The sequence below is a fragment of the Actinomadura sp. RB99 genome (assembly GCF_014706005.1).
Lineage (GTDB): Bacteria > Actinomycetota > Actinomycetes > Streptosporangiales > Streptosporangiaceae > Spirillospora.
This window is the reverse complement of the sequence record NZ_JABMCA010000009.1, coordinates 1-24,074: the sequence shown is the minus strand read 5'-3', so window position 1 is coordinate 24,074 and position 24,074 is coordinate 1. Positions and strand designations below refer to the sequence as shown.

Below are 24,074 nucleotides of genomic sequence, written 5' to 3'. Positions count from 1 at the left end.
GTCACGGACCGGCCTCTCGGCCGGCCCGTGACCGGTGTCTGCGGACGGGGGTCACCTCAGGCGCCCCGGCCCGCGGTAGGGATCGGGCATCACGCGCAGGAGATGCCGATGCACACGGAGTTCAGCAGGGTCAGCAGGCCGACGCAGGCGCACGTGCCGCTGAGCTGAACGCCCTCGATCTCGATCGGGTCGGTCTCGGGCAGCTCCTGAAGCTCCGCCACGAGGTCACCCTCGAAGATGTTCTCCATTCTGTTCACCTCCCTCCGTTCGTCGTCGCCGAGATCCGCTCCGCCGCGAGGCAGAAGCGGACCACCGCCGTCCGGAGGACCGGGGACCATGCCTGGACGACGGCGGTGTGCCCGTCGTCGACCTCGATGTAGTCGAGGCCGGCCCCTTCGGTCCTGCCGAGTTCGAGGAGGCGCCGCCGCAGCGCCCGGGAGTGCGCGACGGGGATGACCTCGTCGCGGGTCCCGTGCGCCAGCAGCAGCGGCGCCGTGAGCGCGGCGCACGCGCGCAGGACGTCGCGTCCCGCGCCGGGCGCGTCGCCGCCCGGTCCGGTACCGCCCTCTTCCGTGGGGGCGGGTTCCTTGTCGGTGGGTCCGGTGCCACCGCCGGTCCGGGTGAGCCGCGCGACCCGGTCCCGGACGGGGGCGGGCGCGTCGCGGTACAGCCCGTCGGCGGAGGTGAACGGCGCGAGCGCCGCGCAGCCCGACCACAGGTCCGGACTCTGGCAGGCGGCCAGCAGCGCGAGGAACGCGCCGTAGCTGCCGCCGAGGACGACCGGCTCCGGCAGCCCCGCGTCCCGCCGGGGCAGGGCGATGCCGCGCGCCAGGTGGACGACGTCCTCCAGGTCGGGGCCGCCCCAGTCGCCGATCACCGCGCGCAGGTGGCGCGCGCCGTAGCCGGTACTGCCGCGCTGGTTGGGCGCCACCACCGCGATGCCGGCGGCGGCGAGGTGCTGGAACAGCGGGTCGAACTCGAACCGCCACGCCGACAGCGGGCCGCCGTGCAGCGCCAGCACCAGGTGCCGCCGCTCCCGCCAGCGGGGACCGCCGTAGACGATCGCCTCGATCGGCCCCGCCGGGCCCGCCAGCTCGACCAGCTCGGCGTTCCGCCAGTCCGCCGCGACGTCGGGCGCCCGCCGCACCGGCGCCCAGCCCGCGAGCGGCGGCCGGTGCGCCGTCGCCAGCGTCGGCGGCAGGTGCGGCGCCGAGAACCGCAGGTGGATGCGGTCGCCCGTCCACGAGGCGGGCGGCCCCGCCGTCCCGGGCGGGACGGCCACCGGCGTGAGCCGGTCGTCCTCCCGGGTGTGCACGAGGAGCCGCGACACGGCGCCCGACACCTCGCTCACCAGCAGGTGCGCGCCGGTGTCGTCGAAGGTCAGCGGGACCATGCCGCCGCCGGGCCGGTTGAGCGCCGCCGGGAACCGGACGCGCCCGCCGCCGGGCGACCACAGCCCGATCCGCAGGGAGCCGGTCCACTCGGCGCCGGGAAGGCCGGTGGTCACCGCGAGCGTCCCCGAGCGGCGGTCGCGGGCGACGATCCGGTCCGCCGTCGCGGCGGCCACCGACCAGACCCGCCGCCAGGAGCGTTCGCGCAGGTCGACGGCTATCCCGTCGGCGCGGTGGTCCGCGGTCGCCTGGTCGAGGGCCAGCGTGCGCCCGTCGTCGAGCCAGACGCCGCCCGACAGCGTGCCGGGGACGGCCATGACCGGTTCGAGCCGGCCGGTGGCGAGCGACAGCTCCCAGATCCGCGACCGGTGCTCGTCCTCCACGGTCACGAGGACGACGGTCTGCGGGGCGCCCGGGCTCGCCAGCGCGTACCCGGCGAGCATCGACGGGATCCACCAGGACCGCCCGACGGTCGTGCCGCCGTGCCCGGCCTGCGCCGCGACCACCGTCCCGTGGCCGGAGGGCGCCCCGCGGGCGTCGACCTCGGGACGGACGACGAGGAGGCGGCCGTCGTCCAGCGGCAGCGGGCGGCTGTGCCGGTCGACGGGCTCCCGGCGGTCCGGTCCGGAGGCGACGGTCCCGCCGCCGAACACCCGCCGCGACGGCACGGTGCGGGCGAGGTTCCACCGCTCCAGCGTCACGTGGTCGCCGACGGCGCTCAGGCAGGCGGCCCACCGGCCGCCGGCGGAGAAGGCGAGGCCGAACCGGGTCGGGATCTCCGGCAGCGCGGGCACGGCCGCGTCGGCCGCGCCGCCCGCGGTGCCGTTCACGGCGCCGTTCGCGGTGCCGCCCGTGGTGCCGTTCGCGGTGGCGTTCACGAGGCGGACCCCCGCACGGCCGTGCCGGCCACCGCGTCCTCGGCCGCGCCCGCCGCGCCCGCGCCGTCGGCCATCCAGAGCCGTTCCGCGCCGTACCGCAGCCGGACCAGGAACGCCAGCACCCCGCTCAGCCCCTCGCCCCAGCTCATCGAGACGTCGCCGCGCTCGTCGGGCAGGACGATCCGGCCGTCGCGGTGCGCGCGGTTGGCGATGATGATCCGGGCGAGCCGCCAGGCGGCGGCCCGGTGCCGGGCGTCGCCGGTGATGTCGGCCATGTCGAGCAGGAAGTCGCCGTTGCCCGCCAGGCCGTGGCACTGCCCGAGCACCGCGCGCCAGGACTGGTCGGTCACCGCGCCGGCGGACAGGTCGGCCGCGCGCAGGAACCGCGCCTCGCCGGTCGCGGCGCCGAGCCGGACGAGGAACGTCCCGATCCCGGACGCGCCGTGGCACCAGTACGGCGCGGTGGGCGGGTCGCCGGTCCCGGCGCCCCACATCGCCGAGCGCGGCGTGATGACCGCCGCGTCCAGCAGGCTGTCCCCGACCCGGACGGCCAGCTCCCGGTGCTCGTCGCGCCCGGTCGCCTCGGCGCAGGCGAGCAGGAAGTACCCGACGCCCGCGATGCCGTGCGCGAACCCGTAGTACGACTTGCCCGCCAGCTTCGACTCCACGTGGGCGGGCGTCCGCCAGACGAGCCCGTCCGGGCCCTCCTCGACCGAGGCGGCCAGCGCGTCGGCGGCGGCCAGGGCGCGCTCGGCGAACAGCGGCCGGCCGGTCCGGGCCCACAGGTGCAGGGCGGTCAGGCCGATTCCCGCGGTGCCGTGGGTGACGTCGGGCCCGGGGGCGGTGGCCGGGAGCGCCTCCGCCAGCGCGACCGCCTCCTCGGCCAGGCCATCGTCGCCGAGCGCCAGGCCCGCGTCGAGCAGCGCCCACGCGACGCCGGCCGTCCCGAAGTACAGCCCGGACGGCCGCCGGGTGCCGTCCCGCAGGCGGTCCAGCATCCAGCGCGACGCCGTGGCGGACGCGTCCGGGAGGCGCGGATCGTCGGTGTGCCGCATGTACCGCACCAGCGCGCCGGTGCATCCGGCGGCGCCGTGCTGGACGCTGCACGGGTCGGGCGCGCCGTGCACGCAGGACATCGGCCACAGCGCCTGCGGCGACTCCGGATCCATGGCCGCGAGCAGCCGGCCGGTGAGGCCCCTGACGGCCTGCTCGCACGCCTCCCGCAGCCACTCGGGCGCGGCCTCGCCGAGGTCGGCGTCCTCGTCGGCGGCGTACCCGTCGGCGGTGTGCCCGTCGGTGATGTGCCCGCGGTCGGTCCCGGCGCGCCGGGCCTGGGGCGGGACGGGGGTCGGCGCGCACGAGGCCAGGACGGAGCGGGCCCGCGCCGGCGTGCAGCGGCGTCCGGGGTCGTCCGCCATCAGCTCCACGAGCACCGCCCGCAGGGACTCGGGCAGGTCCAGGCCCTGGGTGCGGGCCGCCAGCCACTCGGTGAGCCGCTGCGTCAACGGCCGGGGCCGCGGGTGCTCCTCCAGGAAGTAGGGCGGGCCGCCGGTGAGGACGTAGCACAGCGTCGCGCCGAGGCTGTAGTAGTCCGCCGTCGGGTGGGGCGGCGCGCCCTCGAACTGCTCCGGCGAGCTGAAGGCGGGGGTGCCTGCGCGCAGCGGCACGTCCTCACCGCCTCCGGCGACCGCGGCCAGTTCGAGGTCGATCAGCACCGGCGCGCCGTCCGGCCGCACCATGACGTTGTTGGGGTTGAAGTCGCGCAGGACGAGCCCGGCGGCGTGCGCCTCGATCATCAGGTCGGCCAGCCGGCGCGCCATGTCGAGCGCCGGAGCGAGGTGCGGGCCCCAGCCGGCCTCGCGGATGGAATCGGCCGTCCATTCCCGCAGCGGCGTTCCGGGAATCATCTCCTGCGCGAGGAAGAGGTGCCCGTTCTGGGTGAACAAGCCGGCCGAGCGGGGCGCGATTCTCCGGTCCTGAATCCGTTCCAGGGCGCGGGCCTCCGCGCGCAGCCGGTCCCGGGTGTCGCGGCCCTCCATATCCGCGGCGACATGCGGACGTGCTTCCTTGAGCACAATCGCGTCACCGCTGCGGACGTCCACGGCACGGTAAACTCCACCCTTGTTGGTGTGGCGGATCGCGTTCTTGACCGCGAAGCGCCCGCCGATGACGATGTCCTTTCGGGAACCGCCTTCCGGGCGGGTGACCCGCATGCCGTTGTCAGGAAAGGGACAGGTCACCCAAGGGGGAGGTGTGTAGCGGCCGATGCGCCGATCCTCGACCGGATTCCCGTCGGGATCGATGATCATCCAGGCGTAGAATCCGTCATTGGTGAGACGCCGGTCCTCGGTGAAAGCGCCGTAGCGGTAATGGACGAGGCTGTCCGCCGCGTAGGGCCGGTCGGAAAGGATGCGCGGGCCCGGCAGGCCGGCCGTCGCGTCGTGCAGCGCGGCGGCGAGCCGGACGGCCTCGTCATCACTTTCGGGATAGACCGTGACGAACTTGCCCGAATGACCGCGCGGCGTGTTGCGCGCGTTGAGGGCCGCGACGTAGTCGGTCGTGGCGGCGAACTTGAACACCGAGCCGGCCTGGAGGAGGACCTCCAGACATCGTTCGAGGACCTCGGGCGCCGCCGCCGGGGTGGCCGTGACGTGCAGTTTCCAGCCCTGCTGGCGGCGGGGCGCCCCGTCGGGGACGACGGTGCACCACATGCCGGCCCGGCCGGTGCGCCACCGCTCCGGGGCGGGCGCCCGACCGATCGCCGCCGTGAGGAGATCGGTGAGAGCCGTGTCCTCGTCCGCCGCCTCCGGGGCAGCCGAGAAGACACTGAAATTGAAATCCACCATGAGGATCTCCGCTCTCATTGCGCGTTTCGAGTGCCGCCCTACGCGCGCAAAGATCGAATGCCGCCTTGATCGGGTTCGCCTCTCCCGGTGCCGGCCGGAACTTCTCGGCGAACGGGAACACGTTAACCACGGACCCGGCGAGAAATCCAGAGGGGTGAATAACAAATCATCCCTACCGGGTTGGTAGGGAACATTCTTCGGCCGCATTAATGGCTGTGACCGGTGTGACCGGTGTGACGTGGGAGGCGGTAACTGACCGCAAGAGGAGCCCTTCAGGGGGTTGACCGGGCCCATGGCACACTCTGATCTCGACAGGACAGTTATGATCGAGTTGCTGTCCGCATTCGGCCGCGCGATCGGCAAAAGCGCAGCTAGGCGGGCTCTTTAGCGCACCACCGCGGGCCTTTTGGCGCACCGTCGCGCGGCGCGAGGCGATCGTTCTCCGCCGGCCGGCGGGCTTCGAGGCGGCCGAATGCAGTTCTGTTGTCCTAATTTATCCGTATTGTCGCCCTAGATCGGCAGATGCACGCCGCAGGCCGCCCGTCATTCCGACTGCCCCGTTCACCTTTCATGGCGTCGGAGGGCTGACGGAAAGAAGGATGGACCGCGCCAGGAAAAAGGATCCGCTGCGCCGCCCCGGGAGCCGGCCGGCGCGACCGATTCCCGAGGCGCCCGGCCGCGACCTCCCTCCACGACCGGACGCGGCCCCGCCCCCGCGACCGGACACAACCCTGCCCTGCGACCGGACGCGGTCCCGCCGAAGCGGCCGGGCTCGGCCTCGCGCGGGCGGCTCCTCGCGGCGTTGCCGTGCGGGCAGATGCGAGTAACTCGCTACTGCGAGGAGTTTGCAATAATGCCGCGCATGGTGAAACGTCCGGTGATGGCAGGGATGGCCGTTGTGCTGGCGGCCTCGGTCGCGTCCGCGTGCGGGCAGGGCGGAGAGTCCGCGCCCGGCGGGAAGGACGGGTCGCTCACCTACGCGATCGGGGACGAGCCGGAGACGTTCAACCCCGGACTGCAGGACGAGCACACCGACCCGGTGACCGAGCTCGTGTTCCGTGGGCTGACCCGGCACGACAAGGACAACAAGGTCGTCCCGGCGCTGGCGAGGTCGTGGACGGTCGCGCCCGACGGCCGGACGTACACGTTCGCGCTGCGGCCCGGTGTCACCTGGCAGGACGGCAAGCCGTTCTCCGCCGGTGACGTGAAGTTCACCATCGAGACCGTCCGCGACGCGGGCGCCGACTCGCCGCTGTCGCGCAACTTCTCGATGGTGAGGTCGGTCGAGACGCCCGACCCGGCGACGGTCCGGCTCGTCCTCGACGAGCCGTTCGCGCCGATGCTGGACGCGGTGTCGATGGGCATGCTGCCGAAGCACCTGCTCCAGGGGAAGAAGCTCACCGACCCCGGGTTCGGGCAGCGCCCCGTCGGCACCGGCCCGTTCGCCCTCACCACCTACAAGCACGGCCAGTACGCCGAGCTGACCGCGTTCGACGGCTACTACGAGGGTAGGCCGGGGCTGAGGAAGGTCGTCGTCAAGTACGTCCCGGACGACTCGGCCCGGCTGATCCAGCTGCGCAACGGCGAGGTGGACGCCGCGAACCTCGCGCCGCAGCAGGCGGGCAAGGCCGGCGGGCACCGGCTGGAGGTGTACCCGACCGCCGACTACCGGGCGCTCATGTTCAACATGAAGGACCCGGTGTTCGCCGACCGCCGGGTCCGGCAGGCGATGAACCACGCCGTCGACCGCGACGCCATCACCAGGAGCGTCGTCCTCGGCTACGGCACCCCGGCGAAGGGGCCGCTGGACACGAGCCCGTACGCCGCCGCCCCGGGGTTCGCCTTCGACCCCGCCAAGGCGGCGTCCCTCATGAAGGACGCCGGGTACGCCAGGAACGCCCGAGGGCTGTGGGCGAAGGGCGGCAGGACCGTGAAGTTCGAGCTGACCACCTTCGCCGAGGACTCGCTGCGCGTCGCGATCCTGAACGTGTCCGCCACGCAGCTCAAGCAGCAGGGGTTCGACGTCGACCCGCGCCCCCGCCCGCGCGACTGGGTGCGCAAGCACTGGGGCGACCTCCAGGGAATGGTGGTCGGCTGGGGCACCCCCTATGACCCGGACTCCTCGGTCTACGGGCCGTTCGCCTCGTCGCAGGCGCTCGCCAAGGGCGGCTCCAACTACGGCTCCTACAGCAACCCCGTCGCGGACAAGGCGCTGGAGGACGGCCGCTCGACCCTCGACCCCGCCGGGAGGAAGGCCGCCTACACCGCGTTCCAGCAGGCGCTGCAGGACGATCCGCCGTTCGTGTGGATCTCCTACCTCAAGACGATCAACGCCGTCCCGGCGAACCTGACCGGGCCCGCGCGGCGCACGCTGGGCCACCACGGCTACGGGTTCTTCTGGAACGCCGAGACCTGGCGCTACAACTAGATGGCGCTCCGTGCGGTCCGCCGGGTCGCGACGGCCGTGCTGGTCGTCGCCGCCCTGTCGGCGGTGTGCTTCGGGCTCCTGGACGCCGCGCCCGGCGACCCGGCCGCGTCGGTGCTGGAGTCGCGGTCGGGCGGGCGCCCGCCGTCCCCGGCGGCGGTCGCCGAACTGCGCGCGGAGATGGGCCTCGACGACCCGCCGCCCGTCCGGTACTGGCGGTGGGCGTCGCACGCCGTGCGCGGCGACCTCGGCACCTCGTACATGTCGGGGCGGCCGGTCACCGAGACGCTGGGCGACACCGTCCCGTGGACGCTGCTGCTCACCGCCGCCGCCGTCCTGCTGAGCTTCGCCGCCGCCCTCGCGGTCGGCCTCGTCGCGGCGCTCACCCGCCGCGCGTGGCTGCGGCGCGGCATCGACCTCCTGCTGTTCGTGATGGGCGGCATGCCCGGCTTCGTCGTCGCGCTGCTGCTGCTGTACGTGTTCGCGGCGGCGACGCACCTGATGCCGTCCGGCGGGGTCGGCCGCCCGGGGGAGCCGGTCACCGCGTACGGGCTGCTCGCCCACCTGGTGCTGCCGGCGTGCGCGCTCGCGTTCGGCCACCACTTCGGGGTTTACGTGCGGCTCGTGGAGAACGGCGTCGGACGGCTCCGGGACGCGCCGCACGTGCAGAACGCCCGCGTCCGCGGCCTGCCCCGGCGGACCGTCGTCGCCCGGCACCTCATGCGCCCGGGGCTGGTGCCGTTCACCGCGCGGCTCGGCGTCGGCGTCGGCACGCTGATCGCCGGCGTCTACGCCACCGAGGTCATCTTCTCCTGGCCCGGCATGGGCCGCGAGGCCATCACCGCCGCCCGCGCCCAGGACCACCCGCTGCTCATGGCCATCGTGCTGGTCACCGGCCTCATCGTGATCGCCGCGAACCTGGCCGCCGAGCTGATCGTCGCGGCGCTGGACCCCCGCGCCCGGACGGGACGAGCCGATGCCGCCTGACGCCCCCGCCCCCACCACCACCCACGCCGCCGCCCGCGTGCGCGGGCTGCTCGCCGTCCGGCTGCGGCCCCGGCGCCCCGCGCTGCTCGCCGCCGTCGCCGTGCTCGCCGCGCTGGCACTGCTCGCCCTCTTCGCGCCGCTGCTCACCGAACTCGACCCGGTCGCCACCGACACGTCCGCGACATCGCTGAAGCCCGGCTCGCCCGGCCACCCGCTCGGCACCGACCCGCTCGGCCGGGACCTGTGGACCCGGATGCTGTACGGCGCCCGCACGTCCCTGCTGGTCGGGCTCACCGCCGCCGCGATCGCGGTCGGGCTCGGGCTGCTCCTCGGCGGGCTCGCCGCGATCGCGCCGCGCTGGCTCGACGGCCTCATCGCGCGCACCGCCGACGTCCTGCTCGCCCTGCCGCTGCTGGTCATCGTGCTCGCGCTCGCCGCCGTGGCGGGCCCGTCCCTCGGCCTGGTGGTCGCGGCGATCGCGCTGACGAGCTGGATGCCGGTCGCGCTGATCGTCCGCGCCGAGCTGCGCGGCCGCCGCGAGCGCCTGCACGTCCGCGCCGCCTACGCGCTCGGCCTGTCCCGGTGGCAGGTGCTGTGGCGGCACCTGCTGCCCGGCGCGCTGCCGCCCGTCGCGTCCGTCGCCGCGTTCGAGGTCGGCCACGCCGTGCTGACCGAGTCCACGCTCAGCTTCCTCGGCCTCGGCGTCCCGCCGAACCGGCCGAGCTGGGGCAACCTGCTCACCGAGGCGCAGTCGCACCTGCTCACCGGCGAGTGGTACACCGTCGCGATCCCCGCGGCCGCCGTGGTCGCCACGATCATCGCGGTCAACGCCGTCGCCGGCGCGGTCGCCGGCCCCTCCGGCGAAGGCGGGACGTGGTGACCTCCAGCGGCCTGACCGCCACCGGGCTCACCGTGTCCGGGCTCACCGTGGACGTCCCCGGACGCCGCGTCGTGCACGGCATCGACCTCGCCGTCCCGGCCGGGCGCGTCCTCGCGCTCGTCGGGCCGAGCGGCAGCGGCAAGACCCTCACCGCCCGCGCCGTCGCCGGCCTGCGCCCGCACGGCGGGACCGTCCTGGTGGACGGCCGGCCCCCGGTGCGCGGGCGGGACGTCGGGTACGCCTTCCAGGACGCGCTCGCCTCGCTCAACCCGACCGTCACCGTCCGGCGGCACCTCGCCGAGACCGTCAAGGCGCACGGCACCGGCGACCCCGCCGCCGCGCTGGCCCGGTTCGGCCTCGACCCGGCGCTGGCCGCCGCGCACCCCTTCGAGCTGTCCGGCGGGCAGGCGCAGCGGGTCGCGCTCGCGCTCGCCACCGTGCACGAACCGCCCGTCCTCATCGCCGACGAGGTCACCACCGCGCTCGACCCGGTCACCCAGGCGACCGTGCTCGACCTCGTCCGCGCGCAGGCCCGCGACCGCGCCGTCCTGCTCATCACCCACGACCTGGCCGCCGCCGCGCGCTGGGCCGACGACATCGCCGTCATGCGCGACGGCCGCGTCGTCGAGCACGGGCCCGCCGCGCGGATCGTCGGCGACCCGCGGAGCGACCTCGCGCGGGACCTGGTCGCCGCCGCCACCGCCGCGCCCCCTCCGGCCGGCGTTCACCCTCCGGCCGGCGTTCCGTCGGCGGCGGGCGAGGGCGACGCCGTCTCCGTCCGGGGGCTGCGGCGCGTCCTGCGGTCCCGGCGCCGCGTCACCGTCGCGCTGGACGGCGCCGACCTGGCCGTCCGTCCCGGCGAGGCCGTCGCGATCGTCGGGCGCAGCGGCTCCGGCAAGTCGACGCTCGTCGGAGCCCTCGCCGCCCTCGACCGCCCCGACGCCGGCACCGTCCTGCGCGGCGGCCGGGACGTCTGGGCGCTGCGCGACCGGGAACGGCGCGCCGTCCGCCGCCGGACCGGCCTGGTCTTCCAGGACCCGCTCGCCTCCTTCGACCCCCGGCACACCGTCCGGCAGGCCATCGCGCAGGCCGGCCCCTACGACGACGACCTGCTGCGCTACGTCGGCCTCGATCCCGCCATGGCGGCGCGGCGCCCCGCCACCCTGTCGGGCGGCGAATGCCAGCGCGTCGCGATCGCGCGGGCGCTCGCGCAGCGGCCGGACATGCTGCTCGCCGACGAGCCCACCAGCGGCCTCGACGTCCTCACCGAGGAGCGCGTCCTGCGACTGCTGGGCCGCCTGCGCCGCGACCACGGCATCACGATCGCCCTGGTCACCCATGACCTGCGCGTCGCCCGCCGCGTCGCGGACCGGATCGTCGTCCTGCACGCCGGACGGATCGCCGAGGACCTGCCCGCCCACGCCCTCGGCGACGCCCGCCACCCCGAGACCAGGCGGCTCCTGGACGCCACCGCCCTCACCGCGAAGTGGGCCTAGCACTACCCCCATTGACGTCCTGGCCCTACGGCCCCGCGGGTGCCCCCGGACCGAGCATGAGTGCATCGGCCGCCGGGAAGCGCCCGGCCCCCGCCGCACGAAGGAGTGACGGACACATGAGCGGGTCCAGGACACGAACCACGGCGCTGTGCGCCGCCCTCGCCCTCGCCGGGACGCTGGCCCCCGCGGTACCGGCCCACGCGATGCCGGGCCACGCCTTCACCGGGCACCGGACCGCCGCGCAGGCGATCCGGGCGTCCGGGACGACGGAGCTGACCTCCGGCTGGGCGATCCGGTCGTCCGCCGACACCCGCGACACCGGCGCCGAGATCTCCAGACCGGACTACTCGACGAAGGGATGGCTGCCGCTGTCCCGCCCGGAGACGCTGATGGCGGGCCTGCTGGAGAACGGCCGCTACCCGAACATCTTCGACAACGACAACATGAAGAAGGTCCCGACGAAGCAGTTCGACGCGAACTGGTGGTACCGGGAGCAGCTCACCGTCCACCCCCGCAAGGACGGCCGCACCCTCCTGGTGATGAACGGCGTCTCCGGGAAGGCCGACCTCTGGATCAACGGCAAGAAGATCGCCGCCGGCGCGCAGCTCCAGGGCTCCTACGCGCGGCTGGAGTACGACATCACCCCGTACGTCCGGGACGGCGCGAACGCCATCGCGCTCGACGTCTCCCGCAACGACGAGGACATCACCAAGTTCGACACCCCCATGCGGTACCTGACCCAGAACCAGGTCGACTGGAACCCGATGGCGCCCGACCAGAACACCGGGCTCCAGTACGCGCCGCAGATCGTCCAGGAGGGCCCGGTCTCGGTCCGCAACGCGCACGTCCTCCAAGACGACGCCCCCGACCTGTCCACCGCCGACCTGACCGTCAAGGCCGACGTGCGCAACAACACCGGCACGCCGCAGCGGGTGACCGTGTCCGGGACGATCACCCACGGCTCGACCCGCATCGTCTGCAAGGCCACCGTCACGGTGCCCGCGCACGCGACCCGCACCGTCGCGATCACCAAGGCGGACTGCCCCGGCCTGCACCTGAAGAACCCGGCGGTGTGGTGGCCGTACCAGATGGGCGACCAGCCGATGTACCACCTCGCGCTAGACGCGTCCGTGGGCGGGACCGTCTCCAGCACCGCCGCCGAGGACTTCGGCATCCGGACGGTGACGTCCCGGCTCACCAAGCCCGTCCCCGGCAAGACCCACGGCAAGGACGGCTACCGGCAGTTCATCGTCAACGGCAAGCCGCTGGTCATCCGCGGCGCCGGATGGTCGCCGGACCTGTTCCTGCGCTACTCCCCGTCCAACGTCTCGAACCAGATCTCCTACATCAGGAACATGGGCCTGAACGCCGTCCGGTTCGAGGGCAACTTCCCGCCGGACGACATGTTCGCCCAGCTCGACCGCGCCGGCGTCCTCGCCATGCCGGGCTGGCAGTGCTGCGCGCTGTGGGAGGGCAAGTCGTCGACCTGGTCGGACGACGTCAAGGCCAACGCGTCCAACCAGGCGGGCAGGATGGCGGAGCGGCTCCGCGACCACCCGAGCGTCTTCACCTTCTTCCAGGGCAGCGACGACGCGCCCGACGCGGAGAAGGAGGCCCTCTTCCTCAAGGCGTTCGAGCGGGCCGACTTCCGGCTCCCGCAGGTCGCCGCGGCCGAGTACAAGTCGTCGCCGAAGCTCGGGCCCGCCGGCACCAAGGAGGGCGGCTACAACTACTTCCCGCCGAACGCGCTGTGGAACAACAAGCGCGAGACCGTCAACACCAACGACCCGACGCTCAGCATGACCGGCAGCGCCTGGGGCTTCGACACCGAGGTCAGCACCGGGAACACCATCCCGACCCAGGACTCGCTGAACCGCTTCCTCAGCGCCGCCGAGCAGAAGAAGATCTGGGACCCGGCGACCGCGCAGGGCCAGACCGCCGGCCAGGACATGTACCACACGTTCTTCTACTCCGACTACACGCGCCTGTCCCGGATGGGCGTCTACAACACCCCGCTGTGGCACCGGTACGGCCCCTGGAAGGACGCCGGCTCGTACCAGAAGACCGTCCAGCTCGGCCAGTACGAGGTCACGCGCGCGCAGTTCGAGTCGTACATCGGCAACTCCACCGACAAGGCCAACCCCAGCACCGGGATCATCTACTGGATGCTGAACAAGGCGTGGCCGTCGCTCCAGTGGAGCATGTACGGCTCCGACTTCGACCAGCCGGGCGTCTACTTCGGCGCTAAGAAGGCCAACGAGCCGGTGCACGTCATGTACTCCTACGACGACGGCTCCATCAAGGTCGCCAACCTCACCGGCGCCCGCCAGGACGGCCTGCGCGCCACCGCGCAGATCATCGACCTCGACGGCAAGGTCCGCGCCACCGCCAGCGCCCCCGTCGGCGCGCTGGGCAGCCAGGACGTCCGGACCGTCCTGCGCCCGAAGGTCCCGGCCGGGATCTCCAAGACCTACTTCGAGAAGCTCACCCTCACCCGCGGCTCCGAGGTCGTCAGCCGCAACGTGTACTGGCTGTCCACCAAGGCCGACCAGGTCGACTGGCCGAAGACGCACGCGCCCGGCAAGTACACCCCGTCCAACGGGTTCGCGGTCTTCCAGAAGGACGGCTACGCCGACCTGACCGGCCTGCGCTCCCTCAAGCCCGCCGACGTCAAGGTCCAGGCCACCACCCGCCGCGAGGGCGGCGAGATGGTGACGAGCGTGACCGTCCGCAACGTCGGCCGCGGCGGCGCCCCGGCCCTGTTCACCCGGGCCGACCTGTTCGCCGGCGGCAAGCAGGTGCTGCCGATCCGCTGGAGCGACAACGACGTCACGCTCTGGCCGGGCGAGCAGCAGACGATCACCGCCCGCTACTCCGCCACGTCCGGCAAGCCCGACGTCCGCGTCAACGGCTTCAACGTCCCCGAGCAGACCCGCCACACCGGCTGACCCCGGCGCGAAGGCCGGACGGGGCGCGTCCCCGTCCGGCCTTCCGCGTTAGGTTGGACCTTCTGGTCCACTTCAGGGAGGCGCGCGTGGCCACGAAGCTGACGGCCAAGGGACGGGCCACCCGGGACCGCATCGTCGAGGGCGCGGCCCAGGTGGTGCGGGAGCGGGGCGTGGCGTTCGCCACCCTCGAGGACATCATGGCGCGCACCCGCGCCAGCAAGAGCCAGCTGTTCCACTACTTCCCCGCGGGCAAGGACGAGCTGCTCCTCGCGATCGCGCAGTACGAAGCCGACCAGGTCCTCGATGACCAGCAGCCCTACCTCGGACGCCTGGACTCGTGGGACGCGTGGCGCCGGTGGCGGGACGTCGTCGTCGAGCGCTACGAGGAGCAGGGCGACCAGTGCCCGCTCGGCTCGCTGTTCCTGCAGGTCGGCCGCGCCACCCCCGGAGCCCGCGCCATCGTGGTGGAGCTCATGGACCAGTGGCAGGCGAGCCTCGCCGCCGGCGTCCGTGCCCTGCAGGCCGCGGGCCACCTGCCCGCCGGCGTCGACGCCGACCGGCGGGCGGCCGCGCTGCTGGCGGGCATCCAGGGCGGCGTCGCGATCCTCCAGTCCACCGGCCGGTCGTCCCACCTCCGCGCCGCCCTCGACCAGGCGATCGACGACCTGCGGCGGCTGGCTGGCCCCACCTGATTTTTGGACTTGCGGGTCCATTTTTTCCCTTGCACAGTGGCTGAACCGCGGGAGCACCGCGGCACGCCAACCGTCGAGGGAGCACATGATGAACGGACGTCTGCAAGGCAGGCGGGCGCTGGTGACCGGATCGACGAGCAACATCGGCCGGGCCATCGCCGAGGCGTTCGCCGCCGAAGGCGCGCACGTGGTCGTGTCCGGCCGCAGCGCCGACCGCGGCAAGGACGTCGTGGACGGCATCCGCGCGCGCGGCGGCCGCGCCGACTTCGTCCAGGCGGACCTGGACGGCACCGCCGAGGCGTCGCGCGCCCTGGCCCGCGACGCGACGGCCGTCCTCGGCGGCGGCCTCGACATCCTGGTGAACAACGTCGGCATCTACCCCGGCGACGGCACGGCGGACACCGACGAGGAGACCTTCGACCGGGTCTACGCCGTCAACGTGAAGGCCCCGTTCTTCCTGACCGCGGTGATCGCCCCCGCCATGGCCGAGGCCGGCGGCGGCGCGATCATCAACCTCGGCTCGTGGATCGCGCGCCTGGGCGTCCCCGTCGGCGCGCTCTACAGCTCCACCAAGGGCGCGATGGAGACCCTGACCCGCGCCTGGGCCGCCGAGTTCGGTCCCCGGGGCGTCCGCGTGAACGCGATCTCCCCGGGCGTCATCCTCGAACCGTCGCCCGGCGAGCCGAGCCCGGGCGAGGTCATGATGAACGGCACCCCCGCCGGCACCCTGGGCGACCCCCGGGCCATCGCCCACGCCGCCGTCTACCTCGCCGCCGAGGAGTCCGCCTTCGTCCACGGCATCACCCTGGACGTCGACGGCGGCCGCACCACCACCGCCGTCATAGCCGCCTGACGCCGCGACTCAGCGCGGGCCCGGGTGCGGCGCCAGGGCGGTGAGGTCGTCATCGCTCAGGCTGAGGGCACCGGCGGCGACGTTCTGCTCCAGGTGGCCGAGGTCGCCGGTGCCGGGGATCGCCAGGACGTGCGGACCCTGGTGCAGCGTCCAGGCCAGGCGGATCTGCGCGGGGGACGCCCCGTGTGCGCGCGCGACGGCTTTGATCGCCGGGTCGTCGTCGCCGGACAGCCCCTCCAGGCGGCGGGTGCCCGCCAGCGAATAGAAGGGGACGAACGCGATGCCCTGCTCGCCGCACAGCCGCAGCATCTCCTCCTGCTCGGGGAAGGCGCCGACGCCGTACGGGTTCTGGACGCACACGACCGGCGCGATGGCCTGCGCCTCCGCCAGGTGGTGCGGCCGGACGTTCGACAGCCCGAGATGCCGGATCAGCCCGGCCCGGCGCAGCTCGGCGAGCGCGCCGAACCGCTCGGCGAACCGGTCGTGGTCGTCGTTGACGCGCAGGTTGACGAGGTCCAGGTGGTCGCGGCCGAGCTGGCGGAGGTTCTCCTCGACCTGGCCGCGCAGCGCGTCCGCCGTCATCGCGTGCGGCGCCCACCGGCCGGACGCGTCCCGCGCCGGCCCCACCTTGGTGGCGATCACGAGACCGTCCGGGTAGGGCGCCAGCGCGCTGTTGATCAGCTCGTTCGCCGACCGCAGCGCCGAGAAGTAGAAGGCGGCCGTGTCGAGGTGGTCCACGCCGAGCTCGACCGCCCGCCGCAGCACCGCGACCGCCTGCCCGCGGTCGCGCGGCACGGCGTCCGGGACGAGCGCCGTGCCGGTCTGCGGCAGCCGCATCGCGCCGAAGCCGAGCCGGTTCACCACCAGGTCGCCGAGCCGCCAGGTGCCCGCCGCCGCCGCGTCGATCATGTTCGGGGTCATGCCCGGATGATCACACCCGGCCCGGTGCGGCCGCCATCGCTTCTCGCCTGCGCGAAACCTCGGCGGCCTACTTGAGAACGGCCACGCCGACAACGGCCGACGCGGGCACGGTGCCCTGGCCGCCGTCGCCGAGGTGGTACCGCGAGTCCGCCGAAGACCCCCGGTTGTCCCCCATCAGCCAGAGCCGCCCCGCCGGCACGGAGACCGGCCCGAACGTCGATTCCCTCGTGCCCTCCGCCAGGTACGGCTCGTCCAGCGCGGCGCCGTTGAGCATGACCCGGCCATCGCGCGAGCAGCACGAGATCCGGTCGCCCGGAATCGCCACCACCCGCTTGACCTGCGGCGCGGCACGTCCCCCGAGCCAGGACGGCATGGAGAAGACGACGACGTCGCCCCGCTTCGGCTTGTAGTCGCCGTGGTCCACCGGACGCGCGTCGAAGGTCTGCCCCGCGCGGATCGTCGGCTCCATCGCCACACTGGGATCGCTGTACCGGTGGTACCCGTGCACCGCCGAATTCGCCGCGCCGCATCCCGCCACCAACCATGGAACCGCCGCCAGGGCGATCACCCGCCTCCGCATGGCCGCCCATGCTACTGACCGCCCCGCCCCAAATCTCCCGAATCAACCCGCCGCCTGTGCGAGGCCCGAGGGCTTCAGGGGGTTTCGGATTTCAGGGTGATGAAGGCTTTTTCTATGCGGCGGGCGCGGGTCTCGGGTTTCTGGGCGCCTTCGATGGCCAGGACGTGGCGGCGCTTGTGGGTGTAGGCCAAGCGGTCGTAGGCGGCGCGGGCGGCCGGGTCGGCGTCCAGGGCGCGGGCGAAGTCCGGGGGCTCGACGTGGGTCCGGAACTTCATGGTCTGCTCCCGCTCTCTCGCCGGCCGCCCGTCCTGATCGAGGTCAATGAGCGTGGCGCCGGTTCCTCCCGACAGGGCCGGCGAGCGCGCGCCGCGCGCTCGCCGGGACCCTTACCGGTGGCTACTCCGCGTACGGCTGGTCCTTGCCCTCGGCGCTGTAGGCCAGGCTCCAGATGTAGCCGTCCGGGTCCGCGAAAGTGCCGCCGTACCCGCCCCACGGCAGCGCGCCGGCGGGCTTGAGGACGGTGGCGCCGGCCTTCTCGGCCTCCGACATGACCTCGTCGACCCCCGCCTCGCTGCGGACGACGTAGGTGAGGACCAGCCCGCTGAAGCCGCTGCCCTCCGGGCTCGTGCCCACCTGCTCGGCCAGGCCCTCGCGGCCGTAGAAGCCGACGGGCGAGGCCCCGTCCGACTCGAAGAACACCGAGATGCCCCAGTCGTCCTTGATCTTCCAGCCGAGTCCCTCGGTGTAGAAACGCTTGGCCCGGTCCATGTCCTGGACGCCGAGGAGGATCGAGCTGACGTGCGCCTTCATGCCTGTTCTCCCTTGTGTTCGCGTCGGCGGCGACCGCCGCGGACCGGCCGGTCGGACGTCCGGACGTCACATCGGCGCGGTCCCGCCGGTCAATCGGTATGACAGGTCCCGACGGAGGAACGTGACGAATGGTCCAGCAGGATTGGCTGAGCGAGCAGTTCACCGAGCATCAGGACCGGCTGCGCGCGGTGGCGTACCGGATGCTCGGTTCGGCCGGCGAGGCCGAGGACGCCGTGCAGGAGGCGTGGCTGCGGGTCGGCCGCGCCGACACCGGCGGGGTGGAGAACCCGGCCGGGTGGCTGACCACGGTCGTCGCCCGCGTCTGCCTGAACATGCTCGAAGCGCGCCGGGCGCGGCGCGAGGAGTCGGCCGGGGCGCTGCCGCCCGAGCCGGCCGCGCCGCGGCCGGGCGCCCGGCCGGCCGTGCACGACCACCCCGAGGACGAGGCGCTGCTGGCCGACTCGGTCGGCGTCGCGCTGACGGTGGTGCTGGACACGCTGGCGCCCGCCGAGCGGCTCGCGTTCGTCCTGCACGACGTGTTCGCCGTGCCGTTCGGGGAGATCGGCCCCATCATCGACCGCTCCCCGGTGGCGGCCCGGCAGCTCGCCAGCCGGGCCCGGCGGCGGGTGCAGGGGGCGGCCGAGGCGTCCGCCCCCGCCCGGTCCACAAAGAAGGAGATCGTCGCGGCGTTCCTGGCCGCCTCCCGCGCCGGGGACTTCACCGCGCTGCTGGAGCTGCTCGACCCGGACGCCGTGGTCAGCGAGATCCGCGGCGCCCGCGAGGTGGCGGCGTTCTTCGCCGGACGGGCCCAGGGCGCCCGGCTCGCCCTCGTCGACGGCGTCCCCGCGGCGGTCTGGACCCGCCACGGCCGGGCCATGGCCCTGTTCTCGTTCACCGTCGCCGACGGAAGGATCACGCGCATCGCCATCGACGGCGACCCGGACCGGCTCCGCGACCTCGACATCGTCTACCTGCGCGCCAACGGCACGGAACGGGAATGAAGCGGTCCGCGGCGGGCCGCCGCCTCGCCGGCCTCCGGTTCTGGCCTGCGACCTTGGTCGGGGCCGTCCGGCGTCTCAGCCTAAAGTCGCATCCGCAGGACCCGACGTGCGGCCGATGCCTCCCGTTTCGCGGCTCCTTAGCCTGGTCACAGGAAGTAAGGGACGTATCACCAAGGGCGGGCATATGTTCAGGTCACGGCGAATGCGCAAGAACGAGGCGTGGGAAGGCGTCGTCACCGCCAAATCCCGCAACATGCCGGACGGGTCGAATCTCTACCACTATCTCGAGGTCGCCTTCACCGACGGCAAGACCAAGAAGATCCGCGTCAAGGGGTCGCTCTGGGACTCGCTGCGCGCCGGCGACCGGATCGTCAAGCACCCCGGCTCCGACCCGGCGAAGAAGTAGCGGAACAGGCCCTCACCTGGTGCTATACGTCGTCCCAGGCGGCCGCGCTCATCTTCCAGCCGCCGGGCGTGCGGATGAACTGGGTCGTCTGGCGGCCGGCGCCCTCGAACCATTCGCCGTCGCGGTAACCGGACTTGCCGTATTCGCTGAACCGCTGCGCGATCGAACCGAAGATCTCGGTCCGCTCGGAGACCTCCCATTCGGAGAACTCGGTCAGCGTCCCGTCGGTGAGCATCCTCTCGCGCGGGGCGATGAACGTGTCGAGGTCGTAGATCACGGTCTCGCCCCCGACGTTCTTGATGATCAGACCCTCCGGGATGAACACCTCGCGGACGACGGCGAGATTCGGCCCCGTGCCGCCGGTGTTGCCGAACGCGCCGAAGAGCGCGCGCATGAGCCCGTCGAGCTCGGCCTTGACGTCGGTGCCCAAGGGGACCTCCTCATTTCCATAACGTCTGTTATGTGAATGTACTCTGGCGGCATGCCGCGCCACAAGGGAGATCACGAGGCCCGGCGCCGGGACGTGTCCGCGGCGGTGTGGCGGGTGCTGGCCGCGCAGGGGTTCGGCGGCCTGACGCTGCGGGCGGTGGCCACCGAGATGGGCGCGACGACCGGCCTGCTCACGCACTACTTCCCGAGCAAGAGGGACCTGGTCGCGCACGCGCTGACGCTCTTGGACGAGCGCAGGACGGCGACCCGGAGGGACGACACCGGGCCCGGCGGCCTCGCCGCGCTGCGCGCGCTGCTGCTGGACATCCTGCCGTCCACGCCGCAGGCCGCCGCCGACAACCGCATCTGGGTCGGTTCGTGGGACGCCGCGCTGGCGGATCCCGGCCTGGCCGCCGGGCATGCGGACCGCTACGCGCGCTCGCGCGAGCGGATCCGGCACCAGGTGAGGGAAGCGCAACGCCTCGGGGAACTGCCGTCCGCCGACGCGGACGATCTCGCGGCGGCGATCCTGTCGTTCACGCTCGGCCTCGTCGTGCAGGCCCTGTTCAGCCCCCAGGAGTTCCCGCCCGAGCGGCAGATCCGGATCCTGGACGGCTACCTCGCCGCGCTCGCCGCCCCGGCCGGAAGCGATCCCGCCGGACCGGACGGTGCCGAGCGCGGAACCGCCGCACCGGAGCGGTGACCTCGACGCGCCTCGCGCGCGAGCACGAGCGAACTCTCTGTGGAACAGGGCGAAGGCGCGGCGTGCGCGTCAAACCGTCCCCTGGCGAATGGACGACTTCTATGGGGAAACTGAGGGCGTGGCGCCTGAGCTGAACTTGATACCAGCCCCGGACCGGGTCGAACGGACCGGAGGGGCCGGTCCTTTCAGCGGGGATGTGCGTACCGACGTCGATCCGTCGCTGGGGCCGGAGGCGTACCGGCTCACCGTGTCGGCCGACGGCGCCGAGATCGTGGGCGGCGATGAGGCGGGCGTCTTCTGGGGGCGCCAGACCTTGCGTCAAATGATGGGGCCGGAGGCTTTTCGCCGCGCTCCAAGCGCGCGCGGGCCGGTCATGGTGCCGTACGTGACCATCGAGGACCGGCCGCGTTTCGCTTGGCGAGGCTTCATGCTCGACGTCGCGCGGCACTTCCTGCCCAAGGACGATGTGCTGCGCTACGTCGACCTGCTGGCCGCCCACAAGCTGAACGTGCTGCACCTGCATCTCACCGACGACCAGGGGTGGCGTGTCGAGATCCGCCGCCACCCCCGGCTGACCGAGATCGGCGCCTGGCGGCGGCGCACCCGCCTGGGCTGGGGGGAGCCGGCGCTGTGGGACGAGCGCCCGCACGGCGGCTTCTACACCCAGGACGATCTGCGCGAGATCGTCGCGTACGCGGCGGAGCGGCACGTCACCGTCGTGCCCGAGATCGACCTTCCCGGCCATTCCCAGGCCGCCATCGCCGCCTACCCCGAACTGGGCAACGACGACGTCGTCGACACCGCCGCGCTGGAGGTGGGGACCGGCTGGGGCACCACCCGCAACGTGCTGGCCCCCACCGACGCCGTGATCCGCTTCTATGAGGACGTCCTGGAAGAGGTACTGGCGATCTTTCCCGGCCGGTTCGTCCACATCGGCGGCGACGAATGCCTCAAGGACCAGTGGCGCGAGTCGCCCAGGGCCCAGGCCCGCATCCGGGAACTCGGGCTCCGGAACGAAGAGGACCTCCAATCGTGGATGATCCGCCACTTCGCCTCCTGGCTCGCCGCGCGGGGGCGGCGCCTCATCGGCTGGGACGAGATCCTGGAGGGCGGCCTGGCGGACGGCGCCGCCGTCATGTGCTGGCGGTGGTACTCGGGCGGGATCGCCGCCGCGGAGGCCGGCCACAGCGTGGTGATGTGCCCGCAGCAGGAGGTCTACCTCGACCACGCCCAGGCCCACGGCCCCGAGGAGCCCGTGCCGTTCGGATGGGTCCACACGCTCGAGGACGTCTACCGGTTCGAACCCGTACCGCCCCGGCTGACCGGCACGCCCCACGCGGACAACATCATCGGTGCGCAGGCCAACCTGTGGACCGAGGTCGTGGAGAACCGCGGCCGGGTGGACTACCAGGCGTTCCCCCGCCTCGTCGCGTTCGCCGAAGTGGCCTGGTCGCGGCTACCGGGCCCGGACGAGCGCGACTTCGAGGACTTCGAGCGCCGGATGAACCGAGCGCACTACGCCCGCCTGGACGCGCTGGGCGTCGGGTACCGCCCGCCCGGCGGCCCGCACCCCTGGCAGCAGCGTCCCGGCATCCCGGGACGGATGCACAGCAAACCGCGCAAGACCTGGCGGATGGCGAACTGACCCCTCAGCGCCCGCCGTGCTGGTGCTGCTCGGGCAGGCGGCTTTCCGGGTGCACCCACAGCAGGACGTTGCCCGGCCGCCCGCCTTCCGTCTCCGCCCACTCCCGGCGGAAGAACGCGAGGATCTCCCGGTCCGAGTAGCGCAGGCTGAAATGGGTCAGGACGAACAGGGTCCGCGGATGAGCCTCGATCACCGGCCTGAGGCGGCTCCACACCGTGTGCCCGACCCGGTTCGCGCGGTCCGATTCGGCGTCGTCCAGGAACGTGCACTCGGTGATGACGACCGGATAATCGAAGAGCCACGGATTCCGCTCGAACACGTTCACATGCGTGTCGCCGAGGAACGCGAACAGCGGCCGGTCGACCACCCCGTCGACCTCGACGCCGTCCTTGCGCCGCCGGGCCATGATCTGCCCGAATTCCTTGCCCCGCCCCTCCTCCGCGAGGGACCGCCGCAGCTCTTCGAACTCCGGCAGCAGCGCCTTGCGGCGCTCCGAGAACGCATATCCCACACAGGGCACCTTGTGCTCGCACTCCACGACCCGCACGTGGTGCCCGCGGCGCCCGAAGACGAACTCATCGCCCTGCCGCACGCCGTGCAGGCGGTGGCCTCCCGCCAACGCCGGGTCGAATCCCGGCCCGTGGTTCAGTTCGGCGGACGCACGCAGGTAGGACTCCACGTTGGACACCGCCTCAGCGGGCAGGTAGATGTCCACGCCGGACGCCTTGGACGCCAGGAAATCGAGATCCTTGGAGTGATCGTGATGCGTGTGCGTCAGGAAGACCGTGTCCACCTGCCGCCCTTCGCAAAGCCCCGCGTCGAGGCTGCACCGCAGCTCGGGGATGTGGAAGAAGGTCTTGTCGTTCGCGCGGGAGTAGCCGGTGAGCGTCAGCTCGGCGCCGGGAATCCGCCATGTCTTCCACTGCCGGAAGGGGTGCCCCCGCTCAAGCGGCTCAGGGTGCTCGGGCAGTAGCTCCGGGACCCGCGTCATCGAGAGCGCCTTTCCGTGAGCAGTCGTGGACGGCGCTTCCCCGCCGCGGTCGAACGTCCGCAATCGTAATGGCCGACCCGCCCCCGAGCGCACTGATTTAATGCCCACGAAGAAGAGCCCGGCCCGAGGTCCATCTCCCGAGCCGGGCCCTTCACATCCCCGACTAGGCCGTGTTTCAGAAGTTGATCACGGTGTGCCTGCCGGTTCGGGATGATCTTGTTTGTGGGTCGTGGTGATCTGACCGATGCGCAGTGGGCGCTGTTGGAGCCGTTGCTGCCGGTGGGGGCGAAGCCTGGACGGCCGGTGGTGTGGTCAAAGCGGCACTTGATCGACGGGATCAGATGGCGGGTCCGCACCGGTGTCCCCTGGCGTGATCTGCCGACCCGGTTCGGGCCGTGGCAGACGGTCTATGGGCTGTTTCGGCGGTGGCAGCGCGATGGCACGTGGGCTCGGATCGTGAAGGGTCTGCAGGCTCAGGCCGATGCGGTGGGGTTGATCTGCTGGGAGGTCAGCGTCGACTCCACCGTCTGCCGGGCGCATCAGCACGCGGCCGGCGCCCGCCATGACGGGGACCTTCAACGGGAGCCGCCGGGCGGAACCAGGGCCGAGCCGGTCGATCATGCGCTCGGCCGGTCCCGCGGCGGGTGGACCACCAAGATCCATCTGGCCTGCGAGCAGGGGCAACGGCCGCTCTCGGTAGTCATCACCGCTGGGCAACGAGGCGATTCTCCGCAATTCGCCGCAGTGCTGGAGGCCATCAGCGTGCCCCGCCAGGGGCCTGGCCGTCCGCGCACCCGGCCCTTCCGGGTCCGCGCCGACAAGGCTTACTCATCGCGAGGCAACCGCGCCTACCTGCGCAAGCGCGGCATCGCATGCACCATTCCCGAGCCGGCCGACCAGATCGGCCACCGCAAGCGACGCGGTCCGGCGGGCGGACGCCCTCCAGCATTCGACGCTGATGATTACAAAGCAAGACACGCCGTCGAGTGCGGCATCAACCGGCTCAAGCGGAACCGGGCGGTGGCCACCCGCTACGACAAGTTGGCGGTCCGCTTCGAAGCCAGTGTGCACATCGCCGTGATCGGCGAGTGGCTGCGACCAGGGCCTGTGCCATCCTGACCGTGCCGATCAAGCACTCCAGGTGACGGGACCCGCCATGGCTCTGCGCTTTGCCGTCGAGAACGCCTCCCAC

21 protein-coding genes are annotated in these 24,074 nt (G+C 72.9%); 12 read left to right on the top strand and 9 right to left on the bottom strand.

What is annotated here, in order from left to right; translation table 11 throughout:
- Positions 1–89: 89 nt before the first annotated feature.
- From amrb99_RS11020 to lanL, 3 genes are read right to left on the bottom strand one after another with little or no spacing between them, the layout of a single operon-like run.
- Positions 90–248, bottom strand: coding sequence for a VenA family class IV lanthipeptide (locus amrb99_RS11020; protein WP_190855574.1), 159 nt, complete (start codon positions 246–248; stop codon positions 90–92).
- 5 nt (positions 249–253) lie between these two features.
- Complete coding sequence (locus tag amrb99_RS53075) at positions 254–2,269, bottom strand: alpha/beta fold hydrolase (RefSeq protein ID WP_190855571.1); 2,016 nt, start codon at positions 2,267–2,269, stop codon at positions 254–256.
- Positions 2,266–5,115, bottom strand: coding sequence for a class IV lanthionine synthetase LanL (lanL, locus tag amrb99_RS11010; protein ID WP_190855569.1), 2,850 nt, complete (start codon positions 5,113–5,115; stop codon positions 2,266–2,268). Before lanL ends, amrb99_RS53075 begins: the two co-directional genes overlap by 4 nt.
- 862 nt (positions 5,116–5,977) lie before the next feature.
- Between lanL and amrb99_RS11005 the strand changes: the two genes are divergently transcribed.
- From amrb99_RS11005 to amrb99_RS10975, 7 genes are all read left to right on the top strand, one after another.
- Positions 5,978–7,543 carry an ABC transporter substrate-binding protein gene (locus tag amrb99_RS11005; RefSeq protein WP_241755455.1) on the top strand — a complete coding sequence of 522 codons (1,566 nt, stop codon included), beginning with the start codon at positions 5,978–5,980 and terminating at the stop codon, positions 7,541–7,543.
- Complete coding sequence (locus amrb99_RS11000; RefSeq protein ID WP_190855566.1) at positions 7,544–8,527, top strand: ABC transporter permease; 984 nt, start codon at positions 7,544–7,546, stop codon at positions 8,525–8,527. It abuts the gene before it with no gap.
- Complete coding sequence (locus tag amrb99_RS10995) at positions 8,517–9,407, top strand: ABC transporter permease (protein ID WP_190855564.1); 891 nt, start codon at positions 8,517–8,519, stop codon at positions 9,405–9,407. The genes amrb99_RS11000 and amrb99_RS10995 overlap by 11 nt, the downstream gene beginning before the upstream one ends.
- Complete coding sequence (locus tag amrb99_RS10990) at positions 9,404–10,903, top strand: ATP-binding cassette domain-containing protein (RefSeq protein WP_206699906.1); 1,500 nt, start codon at positions 9,404–9,406, stop codon at positions 10,901–10,903. Before amrb99_RS10995 ends, amrb99_RS10990 begins: the two co-directional genes overlap by 4 nt.
- 116 nt (positions 10,904–11,019) lie before the next feature.
- Positions 11,020–13,851, top strand: coding sequence for a sugar-binding domain-containing protein (locus amrb99_RS10985; RefSeq protein ID WP_190855562.1), 2,832 nt, complete (start codon positions 11,020–11,022; stop codon positions 13,849–13,851).
- A gap of 86 nt (positions 13,852–13,937) precedes the next feature.
- A complete protein-coding gene (locus amrb99_RS10980) occupies positions 13,938–14,543 on the top strand; it encodes a TetR/AcrR family transcriptional regulator (protein WP_190855560.1) in 606 nt (201 codons plus the stop codon).
- 88 nt (positions 14,544–14,631) lie between these two features.
- Entirely contained in the window at positions 14,632–15,396 is a 765-nt protein-coding gene (locus amrb99_RS10975; protein ID WP_190855558.1) for an SDR family oxidoreductase, read from the top strand.
- A 9-nt stretch (positions 15,397–15,405) separates the two neighbouring features.
- On the opposite strand, the gene amrb99_RS10970 is transcribed toward amrb99_RS10975, so the two are convergent.
- From amrb99_RS10970 to amrb99_RS10955, 4 genes are all read right to left on the bottom strand, one after another.
- Positions 15,406–16,317 (bottom strand): aldo/keto reductase, encoded by a 912-nt coding sequence (locus amrb99_RS10970; RefSeq protein ID WP_190855556.1) that lies wholly within the window; start codon positions 16,315–16,317, stop codon positions 15,406–15,408.
- 67 nt (positions 16,318–16,384) lie between these two features.
- Positions 16,385–16,897 carry a signal peptidase I gene (gene lepB, locus amrb99_RS10965; RefSeq protein WP_190855554.1) on the bottom strand — a complete coding sequence of 171 codons (513 nt, stop codon included), beginning with the start codon at positions 16,895–16,897 and terminating at the stop codon, positions 16,385–16,387.
- A 74-nt stretch (positions 16,898–16,971) separates the two neighbouring features.
- Positions 16,972–17,172: a YdeI/OmpD-associated family protein gene (locus amrb99_RS10960; protein WP_190855552.1), complete on the bottom strand. Its 201-nt coding sequence runs from the start codon at positions 17,170–17,172 to the stop codon at positions 16,972–16,974.
- Between the two features lie 121 nt (positions 17,173–17,293).
- The gene (locus amrb99_RS10955; RefSeq protein WP_190855550.1) at positions 17,294–17,707 is read right to left on the bottom strand and encodes a VOC family protein; all 414 of its coding nucleotides are present in this window, start codon (positions 17,705–17,707) and stop codon (positions 17,294–17,296) included.
- Between the two features lie 128 nt (positions 17,708–17,835).
- Between amrb99_RS10955 and amrb99_RS10950 the strand changes: the two genes are divergently transcribed.
- Positions 17,836–18,708 (top strand): sigma-70 family RNA polymerase sigma factor, encoded by an 873-nt coding sequence (locus tag amrb99_RS10950; RefSeq protein ID WP_190855548.1) that lies wholly within the window; start codon positions 17,836–17,838, stop codon positions 18,706–18,708.
- Between the two features lie 202 nt (positions 18,709–18,910).
- Positions 18,911–19,114 (top strand): hypothetical protein, encoded by a 204-nt coding sequence (locus amrb99_RS10945; protein WP_190855546.1) that lies wholly within the window; start codon positions 18,911–18,913, stop codon positions 19,112–19,114.
- 22 nt (positions 19,115–19,136) lie between these two features.
- Here the strand turns inward: amrb99_RS10945 and amrb99_RS10940 are convergent, their stop codons facing one another.
- A complete protein-coding gene (locus amrb99_RS10940) occupies positions 19,137–19,544 on the bottom strand; it encodes a DUF4440 domain-containing protein (protein ID WP_190855544.1) in 408 nt (135 codons plus the stop codon).
- A 51-nt stretch (positions 19,545–19,595) separates the two neighbouring features.
- Here amrb99_RS10940 and amrb99_RS10935 point away from each other — a divergent pair, with 51 nt between their 5' ends.
- Together amrb99_RS10935 and amrb99_RS10930 are read left to right on the top strand one after the other, a co-directional pair.
- Entirely contained in the window at positions 19,596–20,246 is a 651-nt protein-coding gene (locus amrb99_RS10935) for a TetR/AcrR family transcriptional regulator (RefSeq protein ID WP_190855542.1), read from the top strand.
- A gap of 88 nt (positions 20,247–20,334) precedes the next feature.
- Complete coding sequence (locus amrb99_RS10930) at positions 20,335–21,891, top strand: beta-N-acetylhexosaminidase (RefSeq protein WP_190855540.1); 1,557 nt, start codon at positions 20,335–20,337, stop codon at positions 21,889–21,891.
- Between the two features lie 4 nt (positions 21,892–21,895).
- Here the strand turns inward: amrb99_RS10930 and amrb99_RS10925 are convergent, their stop codons facing one another.
- The gene (locus tag amrb99_RS10925) at positions 21,896–22,882 is read right to left on the bottom strand and encodes an MBL fold metallo-hydrolase (RefSeq protein ID WP_190855538.1); all 987 of its coding nucleotides are present in this window, start codon (positions 22,880–22,882) and stop codon (positions 21,896–21,898) included.
- A 222-nt stretch (positions 22,883–23,104) separates the two neighbouring features.
- Here amrb99_RS10925 and amrb99_RS10920 point away from each other — a divergent pair, with 222 nt between their 5' ends.
- Entirely contained in the window at positions 23,105–24,001 is an 897-nt protein-coding gene (locus amrb99_RS10920; protein WP_190855912.1) for an IS5 family transposase, read from the top strand.
- The last annotated feature ends 73 nt before the right edge of the window (positions 24,002–24,074 follow it).

What these genes read in the sequence shown, in the direction of transcription:
- lepB (WP_190855554.1), bottom strand. Translation starts at nt 16,897, where the DNA reads ATGCGGAGGCGGGTGATCGCCCTGGCGGCGGTTCCATGGTTGGTGGCG.
- amrb99_RS10950 (WP_190855548.1), top strand. Translation starts at nt 17,836, where the DNA reads ATGGTCCAGCAGGATTGGCTGAGCGAGCAGTTCACCGAGCATCAGGAC.
- amrb99_RS10960 (WP_190855552.1), bottom strand. Translation starts at nt 17,172, where the DNA reads ATGAAGTTCCGGACCCACGTCGAGCCCCCGGACTTCGCCCGCGCCCTG.
- amrb99_RS10945 (WP_190855546.1), top strand. Translation starts at nt 18,911, where the DNA reads ATGCGCAAGAACGAGGCGTGGGAAGGCGTCGTCACCGCCAAATCCCGC.
- amrb99_RS10970 (WP_190855556.1), bottom strand. Translation starts at nt 16,317, where the DNA reads ATGACCCCGAACATGATCGACGCGGCGGCGGCGGGCACCTGGCGGCTC.
- amrb99_RS10985 (WP_190855562.1), top strand. Translation starts at nt 11,020, where the DNA reads ATGAGCGGGTCCAGGACACGAACCACGGCGCTGTGCGCCGCCCTCGCC.
- amrb99_RS10930 (WP_190855540.1), top strand. Translation starts at nt 20,335, where the DNA reads ATGGACGACTTCTATGGGGAAACTGAGGGCGTGGCGCCTGAGCTGAAC.
- lanL (WP_190855569.1), bottom strand. Translation starts at nt 5,115, where the DNA reads ATGGTGGATTTCAATTTCAGTGTCTTCTCGGCTGCCCCGGAGGCGGCG.
- amrb99_RS11020 (WP_190855574.1), bottom strand. Translation starts at nt 248, where the DNA reads ATGGAGAACATCTTCGAGGGTGACCTCGTGGCGGAGCTTCAGGAGCTG.
- amrb99_RS10935 (WP_190855542.1), top strand. Translation starts at nt 19,596, where the DNA reads ATGCCGCGCCACAAGGGAGATCACGAGGCCCGGCGCCGGGACGTGTCC.
- amrb99_RS10995 (WP_190855564.1), top strand. Translation starts at nt 8,517, where the DNA reads ATGCCGCCTGACGCCCCCGCCCCCACCACCACCCACGCCGCCGCCCGC.
- amrb99_RS10925 (WP_190855538.1), bottom strand. Translation starts at nt 22,882, where the DNA reads ATGACGCGGGTCCCGGAGCTACTGCCCGAGCACCCTGAGCCGCTTGAG.
- amrb99_RS11005 (WP_241755455.1), top strand. Translation starts at nt 5,978, where the DNA reads ATGGTGAAACGTCCGGTGATGGCAGGGATGGCCGTTGTGCTGGCGGCC.
- amrb99_RS10955 (WP_190855550.1), bottom strand. Translation starts at nt 17,707, where the DNA reads ATGAAGGCGCACGTCAGCTCGATCCTCCTCGGCGTCCAGGACATGGAC.
- amrb99_RS11000 (WP_190855566.1), top strand. Translation starts at nt 7,544, where the DNA reads ATGGCGCTCCGTGCGGTCCGCCGGGTCGCGACGGCCGTGCTGGTCGTC.
- amrb99_RS10975 (WP_190855558.1), top strand. Translation starts at nt 14,632, where the DNA reads ATGAACGGACGTCTGCAAGGCAGGCGGGCGCTGGTGACCGGATCGACG.